The organism is Pseudomonas sp. FR229a, assembly GCF_030209115.1.
Lineage (GTDB): Bacteria > Pseudomonadota > Gammaproteobacteria > Pseudomonadales > Pseudomonadaceae > Aquipseudomonas > Aquipseudomonas moraviensis_A.
This window is the reverse complement of sequence record NZ_JARVSP010000002.1, coordinates 214,927-229,540: the sequence shown is the minus strand read 5'-3', so window position 1 is coordinate 229,540 and position 14,614 is coordinate 214,927. Positions and strand designations below refer to the sequence as shown.

Genomic DNA, 14,614 nt, shown 5'->3' with positions numbered 1-14,614 from the left:
TAGTTTCAAAGGGTGGGGTCTGACATCAACCTTGAGATCCACACCGTCCCCCTGTAGGAGTGAGCCTGCTCGCGATATCGGTAGATCAGTCGACATCAATATTGAATGTCAGTCCGTCATCGCGAGCAGGCTCACTCCTACAGGGATTTGCGGTGGTTTCAAGGATCGGGTCAGCCCACCGGTCAGCGACGTTCGATTGGCACGAACTTGCGCTGTTCGACGCCGGTGTACTCGGCGCTTGGACGGATGATGCGGTTGTTGGCACGCTGTTCGAACACGTGCGCAGCCCAGCCGGTCAGGCGCGAGCAGACGAAGATCGGTGTGAACAGCTTGGTCGGGATGCCCATGAAGTGATACGCCGAGGCATGGTAGAAATCGGCATTCGGGAACAGCTTCTTCTGTTCCCACATGGTCTTGTCGATGGCTTCGGAAACCGCAAACAACACCTTGTCACCGACCTCGTCGGCGAGTTTTTTCGACCAGCCCTTGATCACCTCGTTGCGCGGATCGCTGTCTTTATAGATCGCGTGGCCGAAGCCCATGATCTTGTCCTTGCGCTCGAGCATGCCGAGGGTGCCCTTGATCGCCTCTTCCGGCGACGAGAAGCGCTCGATCATTTCCATCGCCGCTTCGTTGGCGCCGCCGTGCAACGGGCCACGCAGCGAACCGATCGCCGCCGTGACGCACGAGTACAGATCCGACAACGTCGAGGCGCAAACGCGCGCGGTGAACGTCGAGGCGTTGAATTCGTGCTCGGCGTAGAGGATCAGCGACACGTTCATGACTTTGACGTGCAGTTCGCTCGGTTTCCTGTCGTGCAGCAAATGCAGGAAGTGGCCGCCAATGGTCGGCTCGTCGCTGACGCAATCGATGCGTTTGCCGTCGTGGCTGAAGCGATACCAGTAGCACATGATCGCCGGGAACGCGGCGAGCAGACGGTCGGTCTTGTCGCGCTGCTCGGAGAAGTCTTTCTCTGGCTCGATGTTGCCGAGGAACGAGCAACCGGTGCGCATCACATCCATCGGATGCGCGTCGGCGGGAATGCGTTCAAGCACTTCTTTCAGCGCCTGCGGCAGGTCGCGCAGCTTGCTCAGCTTGCTCTGGTAGTCGGCCAGTTGCGCTTTTGTCGGCAGCTCGCCGTACAGCAGCAGATAGGCGACTTCTTCAAATTGCGCGTCGGCGGCCAGTTCACGCACGTCGTAGCCGCGGTAGGTCAGCCCGGCACCGGCCTGGCCCACGGTGGACAAAGCGGTTTGCCCGGCAACCTGGCCCCGGAGTCCGGCGCCACTGAGTACTTTTGCTTCGGCCATTGCTATCTCCAATTTTTTGAATTTGTTAGGGAATCTGCAATTACGGTGTCGTTCGCAAAAGATCGCAGCCTTCGGCAGCTCCTACATCGACCGCGTTCCTGTAGGAGCTGTCGAGTGAAACGAGGCTGCGATCTTTTGATCTTTCAATCATTTTTTCGCAGCAAACAACGCATCGAGCTTCTGCTCGAACGTGTGGTAATCGATACGATCGTAGAGCTCCATGCGAGTCTGCATGGTGTCGATGACATTCTGTTGCGTGCCATCGCGGCGGATCGCCGTGTAGACATTTTCCGCTGCCTTGTTCATCGCGCGGAACGCCGACAGCGGGTACAGCACCAGGGAAACATCGGCGCCGGCCAGTTGCTCGGTGGTGTACAGCGGGGTCGCACCGAACTCGGTGATGTTGGCGAGGATCGGCGCTTTCACGCGGTTGGCGAACAGCTTGTACATGTCCAGTTCGGTGATGGCTTCCGGGAAAATCATGTCAGCGCCGGCCTCGATGCACGCGGCCGCGCGATCGAGCGCCGACTCCAGCCCTTCCACCGCCAGCGCATCGGTACGCGCCATGATCACGAAGCTGTCGTCGGTGCGCGCATCGACTGCCGCCTTGATGCGATCGACCATTTCCTGCTGGCTGACAATTTCTTTATTGGGGCGATGGCCGCAACGCTTGGCGCCGACCTGATCCTCGATGTGAATCGCCGCCGCGCCGAACTTGATCATCGACTTGACCGTTCGAGCCACGTTGAACGCCGATGAACCGAAGCCGGTATCCACGTCCACCAGCAGCGGCAGGTCGCAGACATCGGTGATCCGCCGCACGTCGGTCAGCACGTCATCCAGCCCGGTGATGCCCAGGTCCGGCACGCCAAGAGATCCCGCGGCCACGCCGCCACCGGACAGGTAGATCGCCTTGAAACCGGCGCGTTTGGCCAGCAGCGCGTGGTTGGCGTTGATCGCGCCGACCACTTGCAAAGGATGCTCGCTGGCGACCGCATCGCGGAAGCGCTGGCCCGGCGTGTTCAGGTTGGAACTCATGAGTCACCTCGTTCAGTGGCTGTCTGGTTGTGGGCGCCGTCTTCGTAGTGACGGGCGATGTTGCGTTTCGAGGCGCCGATGTGGCGGCGCATCAACAGTTCCGCGAGCTCGCCGTCACGGTCGGCGATGGCATCGAGAATGCGGTGGTGTTCGGCGAAGGCCTGGTGCGGGCGGTTCGGCGTGGTGGAAAACTGGATGCGGTACATGCGCACCAGTTGATACAGCTCGCCGCAGAGCATCTGCGTCAGCGTGCGATTGCCGCTGCCCTGGATGATCCGGTAATGAAAGTCGAAATCGCCTTCCTGCTGGTAATAACCGACGCCGGCCTGGAACGCCGCATCGCGCTCGTGGGTTTCCAGAACCCGGCGCAACTCGTCGATTTCCGCGACGCTCATGCGCTCGGCAGCGAGGCGGCAGGCCATGCCTTCGAGGGATTCGCGGATCTCGTAGAGTTCGATCAATTCGGCGTGGCTGAGCGAGACCACCCGCGCCCCCACGTGCGGCACACGCACCAGCAGGCGCTGGCCTTCCAGACGGTGGATCGCTTCACGCAACGGCCCCCGGCTGATGCCATAGGTGCGCGCCAGCTCCGGCTCGGAAATCTTGCTGCCCGGGGCGATTTCGCCTTTGACGATAGCGGCCTGGATGCGCCGGAAAACGTTTTCCGAGAGCGTCTCGGAATCGTCGCCGCTGATGACCGGGGGATCGAGTTGATCCAGCATGATTGTCGACACCTTTAAATCCAATGCGGCAAAAACTAGCCAATATCGCGTGATCAGTCAAAGGATAAATAGGTATTGTCGACAATCGTCTAATAACCTAAAAAGATCGCAGCCTTCGGCAGCTCCTACAGAATGCAGGCCACCCCTTTGTAGGAGCTGCCGAAGGCTGCGATCCTTTGATCTTGCTCCACACTGCCCCAAGCGCTGGCGCCATAAAACCACCGTGCTAGAATGCCGCCCGCATTTGCGGGTCTTTCTACGGCTTGCCATAAAAAGCTGCCAGGCACACGCGGGGGCTTGCGCACGGTTGTGCGGGCACCTGAACCGATAACGGAACGCTGCGCACCAGGATTTATGAGACTCAAGCCTTTCCCCACCTTTTTTGCTCTGTTTTGCCTGCCCGGCCTCGCCGCCGCGGGGGAAAAAACCGTGTACGGCCTCAACGAATACGCTTCGCTTGACGGCATCAATCTCGAAGTCGCGGCCAAGCTCGACACCGGGGCGAAAACCGCCTCGCTGAGCGCCCGTGACATCAAACGCTTCAAACGCAACGGTGAATCCTGGGTACGTTTCTACCTGGCGATCGATGCCGCGCATTCGCACCCCATCGAACGGCCGCTCGCGCGGGTCAGCAAGATCAAGCGCCGCGCCGGCGACTACGACCCGGAAGAAGGCAAGCAGTACACCGCCCGTCCGGTGATCGAGCTGGATATCTGCATGGGCTCGGCATTGCGCAGCATCGAAGTGAACCTCACCGACCGAAGTGCGTTCCAATACCCGCTCTTGATCGGCTCCGAGGCGTTGAAACGCTTCGACGCGCTGGTCGACCCCAGTCTTAAATACGCTGCCGGCAAACCTGCCTGCACCATCGCCGCTCATACCGCCGAGTAATTTCCATGCGTTCTCTAACCTTCCACCTGAAAATCCTGATCGCCGTGCTGGTGCTGCTGGGCGTTTCGGTTACGGCCTATCAGATTTTCGTGCTCGGCATCCCGGTGACCGAAGACGCCACCGACGACCTGTGGAACATCGACGCCAAGGTCGAGTTCGTTGCCAGTACCAAGGATCCGGTGAAAATCCAGATGTTCGTGCCGCCGTTGAGCCGCGATTACGTCAGCCTCAACGAAAGCTTCATCTCCAATAACTACGGGGTCGCGGTGAACCGCGTCGACGGCAACCGCAAGGTGACCTGGTCGGCCCGGCGTGCCAAGGGCAACCAGACCTTGTATTACCGCCTGGTGTTGACCAAGCGCTATACCGCAGAAAAATCCAAGGTCAAAGGCCCGACCTTCCGCGACAGCATGGTCATCGAAGGCCCGGAAAAAATCGCCGCCGAAGCCCTGCTCGCGCCGATCCGCCAACACTCGGCCGACGTCGAAACCTTTATTGGCGAGGCGATCAAGCGGGTCAACAACGTCAACGACGATAATGTGAAGTTGCTGCTGGCCGGCGATCCGTCGACCTCGCACAAAGCCAAAATTGTTGAATTGCTGTTGTCCATTGCCCACGTCCCGGTAGAGAAAGTCCACACCATCCGCCTCGTTGCCGATCAGCCACAAACACCCGAACTGTGGCTGCGCAGCTTCAACGGCAACGACTGGCTGTACTTCAACCCGGAAACCGGCGAGCAAGGCCTGCCGACCGATCGCTTGCTGTGGTGGACCGGTGACGAAAACCTGATCACCGTCGACGGCGGCAAGAAAGCCAACGTGACCTTCAGCCTCAACAACAGCGAGATGAATGCGATCCGTCTGGCCAAGCTGACCGACGAAAACACTGACGCCAGCTTCCTCGATTACTCGCTGTACGGCTTGCCCCTGCAGACCCAGCAAACCTTCATGATCATGGTGATGATCCCGATCGGCGTGCTGGTGATCCTGATCCTGCGCAACCTGATCGGCCTGCAGACCCTGGGCACGTTCACCCCGGTGCTGATCGCCCTCGCCTTCCGCGAAACGCAGCTGGGCTTCGGTATTCTGCTGTTCACGGTGATCACCGCGCTGGGCCTGTCGCTGCGCTCGTATCTCGAACATCTGAAGTTGCAAATGCTGCCGCGCCTGTCGGTGGTGCTGACCTTTGTCGTGGTGTTGATCGCGGCGATCAGTCTGTTCAGCCACAAGCTGGGGCTTGAACGCGGCTTGTCGGTGGCGCTGTTCCCGATGGTGATTCTGACCATGACCATCGAACGCCTGTCGATCACCTGGGAAGAACGCGGCGCCAACCATGCGCTGAAAGTCGCGATCGGTACGCTGTTCGCCGCCTCCCTGGCGCACCTGATCATGACCGTCCCGGAGCTGGTGTACTTCGTCTTCACGTTCCCGGCGATCCTGCTGATTCTGGTCGGCTTCATGCTGGCGATGGGTCGCTATCGCGGCTACCGCCTGACCGAACTGGTGCGTTTCAAGGCCTTCCTGAAGAAGGCTGACGCCTGATGTTCGGTTTCTGGAAGACCTGGAAGGCCCTCGAGGCGCGCGGCATCATGGGCATCAATCGCAGAAATGCGGACTACGTGCTCAAGTACAACAAGCGCAGCCTGTACCCCATCGTCGATGACAAGATCCTCACCAAGGAACGCGCCATCGCCGCCGGCATCCATGTGCCGGAGCTGTACGGGGTGATCTCCACCGAGAAGGAAATCGACAAGCTCGACGAGATCATTGGCGGGCGCAGCGACTTCGTGATCAAACCGGCCCAGGGTGCAGGCGGCGACGGCATCATCGTCATCGCCGACCGGTTCGAAGGCCGTTATCGCACGGTGTCGGGCAAGATCCTCGCCCACGAAGAGCTGGAGCACCACATCTCGAGCATCCTCACCGGCCTGTACTCGCTGGGCGGCCACCGCGACCGCGCGCTGATCGAATACCGCGTGACCCCGGACCAGATCTTCAAAAGCATCAGCTACGAAGGCGTGCCGGACATCCGCATCATCGTGCTGATGGGTTACCCGGTGATGGCGATGTTGCGTCTGCCGACCCGCCAGTCTGGCGGCAAGGCCAACCTGCACCAGGGCGCCATCGGCGTTGGTGTGGATCTGGCGACCGGCCTTACGCTGCGCGGCACCTGGCTGAACAACATCATCACCAAACACCCCGACACCACCAACGCGGTGGACGGCGTGCAACTGCCCTACTGGGATGGTTTCATGAAACTCGCCGCCGGCTGCTATGAGCTGTGCGGGCTGGGTTACATCGGCGTGGACATGGTGCTCGATCAGGAAAAAGGCCCGCTGATTCTGGAGCTGAATGCGCGGCCGGGGCTGAATATCCAGATTGCCAACGATTGCGGACTGACTTTGCGCACCCATGCGGTGGAGGCGCGACTGGAAGAGCTGAAGGCGAGTGGCGTGACGGAATCGGCTGAGGAGCGGGTGGCGTTTACTCAGGAAATGTTTGGGCATATTCCTGCGGTCGAGGGCTGACAAAGCTAAAAGTCAAAAGCCCCTCACCCTAACCCTCTCCCAGAGGGAGAGGGGACTGACCGGGGTGTCTAGGCGAGACACGCCGACCTGAACGTCTTGAGTCGAACTCAGGCTTTGAAAAGCGTGAAGATCGGCTCCCTTTTGCGGAATAACGAGCGGAACTCGGATCTTGAAAAGCAAGAAGATCGGCTCCCTTTACCCCTCGCCCCCTTGGGGGAGAGGGCTGGGGTGAGGGGGTAGGCTTTTGACTTTGATCTGGCCAGCGAGAGGACTACAATCCCCACCCCGCCTCAACGGCCGATCTGCCCCGCCCATGTTGACCTGTTCCGTACATCCGCTGCCCTACCGCGCCAATCCCGCCGACTATTTCGCGGCCATCCGCAACGCCCCCGGCGCCGTGCTGCTCGACAGCGGCCGGCCGAGCGCCGAACGCGGCCGTTATGACTTGCTCAGCGCCTGGCCGCTGGAACAACTGGCGGTATTGCCGGACGAAAGCGGTGCGCACTTCCTGCAGCGCCTGCGCGACAACCTCAGCCGTTTGGGTGAGGCACAATTGCCTGCCGGGTACGAATTGCCGTTCGCCGGCGGACTGATCGGTTATTTGAGCTACGACTTCGGCCGGCATCTGGAAAACCTGCCAAGCGAGGCGCTGGATGACCTGCAGTTACCCGATGCGCGCTTCGGCTTGTATGAATGGGCGCTGATCAGCGATCACCACGCGCAAACCAGCCAATTGGTCTTTCATCCATCGCTTGCTGACAGTGAACGGCAGCGACTGGTCATCCTGTTCACCCGGCCCACAGCTGAGGCGCTGACCCCGTTCAAACTCAACCAGCCAATGACGGCCGATCTCTCGGCTGACGATTACCGCCAGGCATTCGAGCGTATTCAGAATTACATCCAGGCTGGCGACTGCTATCAGGTCAATTTCGCGCAACGCTTCCGCGCGGAATGCCAGGGCGATCCCTGGCTGGCTTATTGCGCATTACGCCAGGCCTGCCCGACGCCGTTCTCCGGTTTCCAGAGCCTGCCCGACGCTGGCGCGGTGCTTAGCCTGTCACCAGAGCGCTTCGTCAGAGTCAGTCAGCGCCAGGTCGAAACCCGTCCGATCAAAGGCACCCGCCCCCGCGGCCTGACCCCAGCCGAAGACGCCGCCAACGCCGCCGAACTGTTGGCCAGCCCCAAGGATCGCGCGGAAAACCTGATGATCGTCGACCTGCTGCGCAACGACCTCGGGCGCACCTGCCGCATCGGCTCGGTGCGCGTGCCGGAGCTGTTCAGTCTGGAGAGCTATCCGAATGTGCATCACCTGGTCAGCAGTGTGACCGGTGAACTGGCGGCAGAGCGTGATGCGCTGGATCTTATCGCCGGCAGCTTCCCCGGCGGGTCGATCACCGGCGCCCCGAAGATTCGGGCGATGCAGATCATCGACGAGCTGGAGCCGACCCGGCGCGGTTTGTATTGCGGATCGTTGCTGTACCTGGACGTGCGCGGTGAGATGGACAGCTCCATCGCCATTCGCAGTCTGTTGGTCAAGGATGGACAGGTGTGCTGCTGGGGCGGCGGCGGGATTGTCGCCGACTCGGACTGGCAGGCGGAGTATCAAGAGTCGATGACCAAAGTGCGGATCCTGCTCGATACCCTGCAAAACCTCTGAATGACACACCCCCTGTAGGAGCTGCGGAAGGCTGCGATCTTTTGGTCTTTAAAAGCAGAGATCGCAGCCTTCGGCAGCTCCTACAGGGATTGGTTTACAAGTTCAGGTCGCGGTTTGAAGCCTTGAGAAATTCCTGCTTCAACTCTTCAAATGTATGCACCGGCGGGAACTGCGGGAACTCGCGAATCACGTTGTCCGGCGCGTGAAACAGAATCCCTGCATCCGCCTCGCCCAACATCGTCGTGTCGTTGTACGAATCGCCCGCCGCAATCACCCGGTAATACAGGCTCTTGAACGCCAGCACCGACTGACGCTTGGGATCTTTCTGACGCAACTGATAGCTGGTCACCCGCCCGGTTTCGTCAGTGATCAAGCGATGGCAAAGCAGAGTCGGGAAGCCCAGCTGGCGCATCAGCGGCTGCGAGAACTCATAAAAAGTGTCCGAGAGAATCACCACCTGGAAACGCTCGCGCAACCAATTGACGAACTCCACCGCGCCGTCCAGCGGTTTCAGCGTGGCGATCACTTCCTGAATGTCCGAGAGCTTCAAGCCGTGCTCATCGAGGATGCGCAGGCGTTGCTTCATCAATACGTCGTAATCGGGGATGTCCCGGGTGGTGGCCTTGAGGGAGTCGATCCCGGTTTTTTCGGCGAAGGCGATCCAGATTTCCGGTACCAGTACCCCTTCAAGATCCAGGCAAGCAATTTCCACAGGACACTCCCGTTTGTAGTGATTATTGGGCCGAGCGAGGCCGAACTCTAGCCTTTGAACATCAGGCGCGCAACGCAGAGGACGCCCCGGGCGCGGCAGCTTTTTGTTACCATCGGCCCCCTATAGAGCGCCCGAGCGCCACTGACCTGTAGGAAGCCGCCCTGATGAGCCCAACGTTCGACGTCGTGGAACTCGCCACGACCTATGCCAACAAATCCGCGCAGGACATCCTCAAACTCGCCTTTGCCGAGTTCGGCGATGACTTGTGGATATCTTTCAGCGGCGCCGAGGACGTGGTGTTGGTGGACATGGCGTGGAAGCTGAACAAGAACGTCAAAGTGTTCAGCCTCGACACCGGTCGCCTGCATCCGGAGACCTACCGCTTCATTGAGCAGGTGCGCGAGCATTACCAGATCGACATCGAAATCGTCTCGCCGGACTACACGAAACTCGAACCGTTCGTGAAGGAAAAAGGCCTGTTCAGTTTCTACAAGGACGGCCATGGCGAATGCTGCGGCATCCGCAAGATCGAGCCGCTGCGGCGCAAGCTGTCCGACGTCAAGGCCTGGGCGACCGGCCAGCGCCGCGATCAGAGCCCGGGCACTCGCAGCGCTGTGGCAGTACTGGAAATCGACACGGCATTCTCGACACCGGAACGCACCCTGTACAAATTCAACCCGCTGGCGCAGATGACCAGCGAAGAGATCTGGGGTTACATCCGCATGCTCGAACTGCCGTACAACAGCTTGCACGAGCGCGGATTCATCAGTATCGGCTGCGAACCCTGCACCCGCCCGGTGCTGCCGAACCAGCACGAGCGCGAAGGTCGCTGGTGGTGGGAAGAAGCCACGCAGAAAGAATGCGGGCTGCATGCGGGGAATATCATCAGCAAGAGCAAGGTTTGATCCCCTGCTGAATGAAGTCCCCTTGTAGGAGTGAGCCTGCTCGCGATAGCGGTATATCAGTCGAAGAATTTATTGGCTGACACACCGCTATCGCGAGCAGGCTCACTCCTACAGTTATCTGATGCAACTCGAAAAAAGGTGTACACAGAAATGTCACCATCGGTGCCATTTATGTGTGCACTTTCAGTTTTCACGCCCTGAAAAGTTACATTCCCCAACAGAATCCCCTCTGCCTGCCTTTCTGCAAAATCCCTCCTCTGAAAAAAATACCTGTCCAGTCGATCAATTTATATCGCCGTTTTTTCAGCGACTTATGACCCATCGATAACTATTCGAAATGAGCCGCGCTACCGCTAGATCTGCATCTGGCACAAATCTGGCTTTATCGCATGCATGTTTTGTATACAAAACTGCAGAACATGCACACTTTCGATCCGCAAGCCTGAAGCGCCCTATCCCGTACAGGCTGCAGATGCCCCGTAATTAGTGATGGTTTCACCGCCGCGCCGAAGATTTGTCGAGCCTGAGTGCTCATGCACAGTCATCGCGGCGGTGAACGTCAGGAGCCTGCCGGAATGCGTACAAGTCTTTCGAATAACATCGCGCTGAATCTGCCCTCCTCCACGCTCGACCGACCGTTGCCCCACGACGGACTGAGCGAGCCTCTGCAACTGAGCCCGCGTCTGCACAACAGCGATCTGGCGCCGACCAAAGCCGAGGGCCGGCGCTGGGGCCAGTACAGCATCTTCGCCCTGTGGACGAATGACGTGCACAACATTGCCAACTACTCGTTCGCCATCGGCCTGTACGCCTTGGGCCTGGGCGGCTGGCAAATCCTGCTGTCGCTGGGGATCGGCGCGGCGCTGGTGTACTTCTTCATGAACCTGTCCGGCTACATGGGGCAGAAAACCGGGGTGCCATTTCCGGTGATCAGCCGGATCAGTTTCGGCATCCATGGTGCGCAAATTCCTGCATTGATCAGGGCGGTTATCGCCATCGCCTGGTTCGGCATTCAGACGTACCTCGCCTCGGTGGTCTTCCGCGTCCTGCTGACCGCCGTGCATCCGGGCTTCGCCGAATACGATCACAACTCGATTCTCGGCCTGTCGAGCCTGGGCTGGGTGTGCTTCGTGGCGATCTGGCTGGTGCAACTGGCGATCCTCGCCTACGGCATGGAGATGGTGCGCCGTTACGAGGCGTTTGCCGGGCCGGTGATTCTGCTGACGGTCGCCGCGCTCGCCGCGTGGATGTATTTCCAGGCCAACGCGACCATCGCCTGGTCGATCCGCGAGCCGCTGACGGGTGCCGAGATGTGGCGCAACATTTTTGCCGGCGGCGCGTTGTGGCTGGCGATCTACGGCACGCTGATCCTCAACTTCTGTGACTTCGCCCGTTCTTCGCCGTGCCGCAAGACCATCAAAGTGGGAAATTTCTGGGGCTTGCCGGTGAACATTCTGGTCTTCGCGGCGATTACCGTGCTGCTCTGTGGCGCGCAGTTCCAGATCAACGGGCGAATCATCGAAAGCCCGACCGAGATCATCGCCTCGATCCCCAACACCTTCTTTCTGGTGCTCGGCTGTCTGGCCTTTCTGATCGTCACCGTCGCGGTGAACATCATGGCCAACTTCGTCGCTCCGGCATTCGTCCTCAGCAACCTCGCGCCGAAATACCTGACGTTCCGCCGCGCCGGGCTGATCAGCGCGACCATCGCCGTGCTGATCCTGCCGTGGAATCTCTACAACAGCCCGCTGGTGATCGTTTATTTCCTGTCGGGCCTCGGCGCCCTGCTCGGTCCGCTGTACGGGGTGATCATGGTCGACTACTGGCTGATTCGCAAAGGCCGGATCAATGTGCCGCAGCTCTACAGCGAAGACCCCGATGGCGCTTATTACTACAGCCGAGGCATCAATTTCCGCGCGGTGGCGGCGTTTATTCCTGCAGCGCTGATCGCCATCGTCCTGGCGCTGGTGCCCGGTTTCCACAGCGTTTCGCCGTTCTCCTGGCTGATCGGTGCCGGCATCGCCGGCATGCTTTACCTGATCATCGCCAAACGCCAGACGCATTACGCCGACGTCAGCGGCGAATGCATCGCTGTGGATAACGTCAGCCACTGATCCCTTCGCGGCCCGGTTTTCGGGCCGCACCACTGCCCGCAATAAGGATTTTCCATGCGTATTCTCGTGGTCAACGTCAACACCACCGAATCCATCACCGAGGCCATCGCCCGCTCGGCGCAGGCCGTCGCCTCCCCCGGTACCGAAATCGTCGGCCTCACGCCGTACTTCGGCGCCGAATCGATCGAAGGCAATTTCGAAAGCTACCTGGCCGCCATCGCCGTGATGGACCGGGTGATGGCTTACGATCAACCGTTCGATGCCGTGATCCAGGCCGGCTACGGCGAGCATGGCCGCGAAGGCTTACAGGAATTGCTCAACGTCCCGGTGGTGGACATCACCGATGCGGCGGCCAGTACAGCGATGTTTCTCGGCCATGCCTATTCAGTGGTGACCACGCTGGATCGCACCGTGCCGTTGATCGAGGACAGGCTGAAATTGTCCGGCCTGTGGGATCGCTGTGCCTCGGTGCGCGCCAGTGGTCTGGCGGTTCTCGAGCTGGAACATGAACCGCAGCGCGCACTGGAAGCGATCGTGCAGCAGGCGGAATTGGCGGTTACACAGGACAAGGCCGAGGTGATTTGCCTGGGCTGCGGCGGCATGGCCGGACTGGACGAGCAGATTCGCCGACGCACCGGCGTGCCGGTGGTGGACGGGGTTACGGCGGCGGTGACGATTGCCGAATCGCTGGTGCGCTTGAAGTTGTCGACGTCGAAGGTGCGCACTTATGCGACGCCACGGCCGAAGAACATTATTGGCTGGGCGCAGCGGTTTGCTCGATAGACCGCGTTATCGTTCATCGCGAGCAGGCTCACTCCTACAGAGGAACGCATTCCAATTGTAGGAGTGAGCCTGCTCGCGATAGCCGCAACTCGGTTTGACGCCTGGCTCAGACAGCACTAAACCGCCGCGCCAGTCCCTGCTCAACAAACTGCTCGATCACAAAATCAACAAACGCCCGGGTCTTGCCCGGCAACAATTTGTGCTCGGCGTAATAGATCGAAATGTTGCCGTCATCGACAAACCAGTCCGGCAGCACCCGCTGCAATGTCCCCGCCTGAAGGTACGGGACCGCAAACGGCATGCTCACCAGCGCAATGCCCAAACCTTGCATCGCCGTCGCGCACGCGGCCTCGGAATCGCTCATGGTCATCCGCGCCCGCAACGTCAGCGGGCTGTGTTGCTGATCGCGGTGGGTGAGTTGCCAGGAGCGCACGCGCCCGGTCTGCGGTGAGCGGATCAGGATGCCGTCGTGTTGCTTGAGATCATCGGGATGGCTGATCGGCGCATATTTTTGCAGGTAATCCTGCGACGCCACCAGCACCCGATGCGCCGGCGTCAGTCTGCGCGCAACCACGCCTTGTGGCAGTTCGAAGCCGCCGCCAATCGCCGCGTCGAAGCCCTGCGCAATGAGGTCGACCTGACGGTTATCGAAATGCCAGTCCGGGTTGATCGCCGGATAACGCCGCAAGAATTCGCCGAGCAGCGGCACGATATACAGACGGCCGAACACCGTGCCCATGCTCACTTTCAGCGTCCCGGCCGGCTGCCCTCCAGCGCTGGCCAGATTGGCAACGGCATTCTGGATGGTGGTCAGGCTGGCGCTGACCTCACTCAAAAACAGCTGCCCCGCTTCGGTCAACGTCAGGCTGCGTGTACTACGCTGGAACAGCCGCACGCCAAGCCGCGCTTCCAGTTTCGCCACACTTTTGCCTACCGCCGCCGGGGTGAGGCTCAAGCGCCGCGCGGCTTCGGCAAAGCTGCCGACCTCGGCGCTGCGCACAAAGCATTCGATACTGCTGAACGTTTCCATGATCACCACTATAAACTTCTGGTTTACACAGACTATAGCAATCATGGTCTACCCGGTTGTCGATGCCACGCCGATACTCGGCACCAACACCAAGGCATTCCGCCTTGAACACTTGGAGATCGAACATGACCACTCAACACCTCAGCGGCAAAGTCGCTCTGATTCAAGGCGGTTCGCGCGGCATCGGCGCGGCCATCGTCAAACGTTTGGCCGCTGAAGGCGCCGCCGTCGCTTTCACTTATGTCAGCTCCGCCGCAAAAGCCGAAGAACTGCAGAACAGCATCACTGGCAACGGCGGCAAGGCCTTGGCGATCAAGGCCGACAGCGCCGATGCCGGCGCGATCCGCCAGGCAGTCAGCGCCACGGTCGAAGCGTTTGGGCGTCTGGACATTCTCGTCAACAACGCCGGCGTGCTGGCCATCGCGCCGCTGGAAGATTTTAAACTGGAAGACTTCGATCAGACCCTGGCCATCAACGTGCGCAGCGTGTTCATCGCTTCGCAGGAAGCGGCGAAGCACATGGGCGAAGGCTCGCGGATCATCAACATCGGCAGCACCAACGCCGACCGCATGCCCTTCGGCGGTGGCGGCGTGTACGCGATGAGCAAATCGGCACTGGTCGGCCTGACCAAAGGTCTGGCCCGCGACCTCGGTCCACGGGGCATCACCATCAATAACGTGCAACCTGGCCCGGTCGACACCGACATGAACCCGGCCCATGGCGACTTCGCCGAGAGCCTGATCCCGCTGATGGCCGTGGGTCGTTACGGCACTGCCGATGAAATCGCCAGCTTCGTCGCCTACCTCGCCGGGCCGGAAGCCGGCTACATCACCGGTGCCAGCCTGACCATCGACGGCGGTTTCGGCGCCTGACAGCCCCGCAAGAAAAAACGCCGCCCTTCTTTCTTGGGAAGGGCGGCGTTTTT

General features: G+C 60.2%; 13 protein-coding genes. 8 read left to right on the top strand and 5 right to left on the bottom strand.

Going from position 1 to position 14,614, the window contains the following annotated elements; translation table 11 throughout:
* Positions 1–182: 182 nt before the first annotated feature.
* From prpC to QRN33_RS02420, 3 genes are all read right to left on the bottom strand, one after another.
* Positions 183–1,310, bottom strand: a complete 1,128-nt coding sequence (prpC, locus tag QRN33_RS02430; RefSeq protein ID WP_285406640.1) for a bifunctional 2-methylcitrate synthase/citrate synthase — start codon at positions 1,308–1,310, stop codon at positions 183–185.
* A 147-nt stretch (positions 1,311–1,457) separates the two neighbouring features.
* Entirely contained in the window at positions 1,458–2,348 is an 891-nt protein-coding gene (gene prpB, locus QRN33_RS02425; protein ID WP_042608455.1) for a methylisocitrate lyase, read from the bottom strand.
* Positions 2,345–3,067, bottom strand: coding sequence for a GntR family transcriptional regulator (locus QRN33_RS02420; RefSeq protein WP_172667900.1), 723 nt, complete (start codon positions 3,065–3,067; stop codon positions 2,345–2,347). Before QRN33_RS02420 ends, prpB begins: the two co-directional genes overlap by 4 nt.
* 357 nt (positions 3,068–3,424) lie before the next feature.
* Between QRN33_RS02420 and rloA the strand changes: the two genes are divergently transcribed.
* The 4 genes from rloA (at position 3,425) to pabB (ending at position 8,145) form a co-directional block, all read left to right on the top strand.
* A complete protein-coding gene (gene rloA, locus QRN33_RS02415; protein WP_039762988.1) occupies positions 3,425–3,961 on the top strand; it encodes a retropepsin-like aspartic peptidase RloA in 537 nt (178 codons plus the stop codon).
* 5 nt (positions 3,962–3,966) lie between these two features.
* Positions 3,967–5,502 (top strand): osmotic stress tolerance membrane protein RloB, encoded by a 1,536-nt coding sequence (rloB, locus tag QRN33_RS02410; protein WP_064362871.1) that lies wholly within the window; start codon positions 3,967–3,969, stop codon positions 5,500–5,502.
* Complete coding sequence (locus tag QRN33_RS02405) at positions 5,502–6,488, top strand: alpha-L-glutamate ligase-like protein (protein WP_285406636.1); 987 nt, start codon at positions 5,502–5,504, stop codon at positions 6,486–6,488. The genes rloB and QRN33_RS02405 overlap by 1 nt, the downstream gene beginning before the upstream one ends.
* A gap of 313 nt (positions 6,489–6,801) precedes the next feature.
* Complete coding sequence (gene pabB / locus QRN33_RS02400; protein ID WP_285406634.1) at positions 6,802–8,145, top strand: aminodeoxychorismate synthase component I; 1,344 nt, start codon at positions 6,802–6,804, stop codon at positions 8,143–8,145.
* Between the two features lie 94 nt (positions 8,146–8,239).
* Here pabB and thrH read toward each other — a convergent pair whose 3' ends face one another.
* Positions 8,240–8,857, bottom strand: a complete 618-nt coding sequence (gene thrH / locus QRN33_RS02395; RefSeq protein WP_285406632.1) for a bifunctional phosphoserine phosphatase/homoserine phosphotransferase ThrH — start codon at positions 8,855–8,857, stop codon at positions 8,240–8,242.
* Between the two features lie 164 nt (positions 8,858–9,021).
* Here thrH and QRN33_RS02390 point away from each other — a divergent pair, with 164 nt between their 5' ends.
* The 3 genes from QRN33_RS02390 to QRN33_RS02380 all read left to right on the top strand — a co-directional run bounded on the left by QRN33_RS02390 (position 9,022) and on the right by QRN33_RS02380 (position 12,659).
* Positions 9,022–9,762, top strand: a complete 741-nt coding sequence (locus QRN33_RS02390; RefSeq protein ID WP_073473953.1) for a phosphoadenylyl-sulfate reductase — start codon at positions 9,022–9,024, stop codon at positions 9,760–9,762.
* Between the two features lie 575 nt (positions 9,763–10,337).
* Positions 10,338–11,876 (top strand): NCS1 family nucleobase:cation symporter-1, encoded by a 1,539-nt coding sequence (locus QRN33_RS02385; protein WP_285406630.1) that lies wholly within the window; start codon positions 10,338–10,340, stop codon positions 11,874–11,876.
* A gap of 54 nt (positions 11,877–11,930) precedes the next feature.
* Positions 11,931–12,659, top strand: a complete 729-nt coding sequence (locus QRN33_RS02380) for an aspartate/glutamate racemase family protein (protein ID WP_285406628.1) — start codon at positions 11,931–11,933, stop codon at positions 12,657–12,659.
* A 106-nt stretch (positions 12,660–12,765) separates the two neighbouring features.
* On the opposite strand, the gene QRN33_RS02375 is transcribed toward QRN33_RS02380, so the two are convergent.
* Positions 12,766–13,689: a LysR family transcriptional regulator gene (locus QRN33_RS02375; RefSeq protein ID WP_123418800.1), complete on the bottom strand. Its 924-nt coding sequence runs from the start codon at positions 13,687–13,689 to the stop codon at positions 12,766–12,768.
* A gap of 125 nt (positions 13,690–13,814) precedes the next feature.
* Between QRN33_RS02375 and QRN33_RS02370 the strand changes: the two genes are divergently transcribed.
* A complete protein-coding gene (locus QRN33_RS02370; protein ID WP_064362882.1) occupies positions 13,815–14,561 on the top strand; it encodes a 3-oxoacyl-ACP reductase family protein in 747 nt (248 codons plus the stop codon).
* The last annotated feature ends 53 nt before the right edge of the window (positions 14,562–14,614 follow it).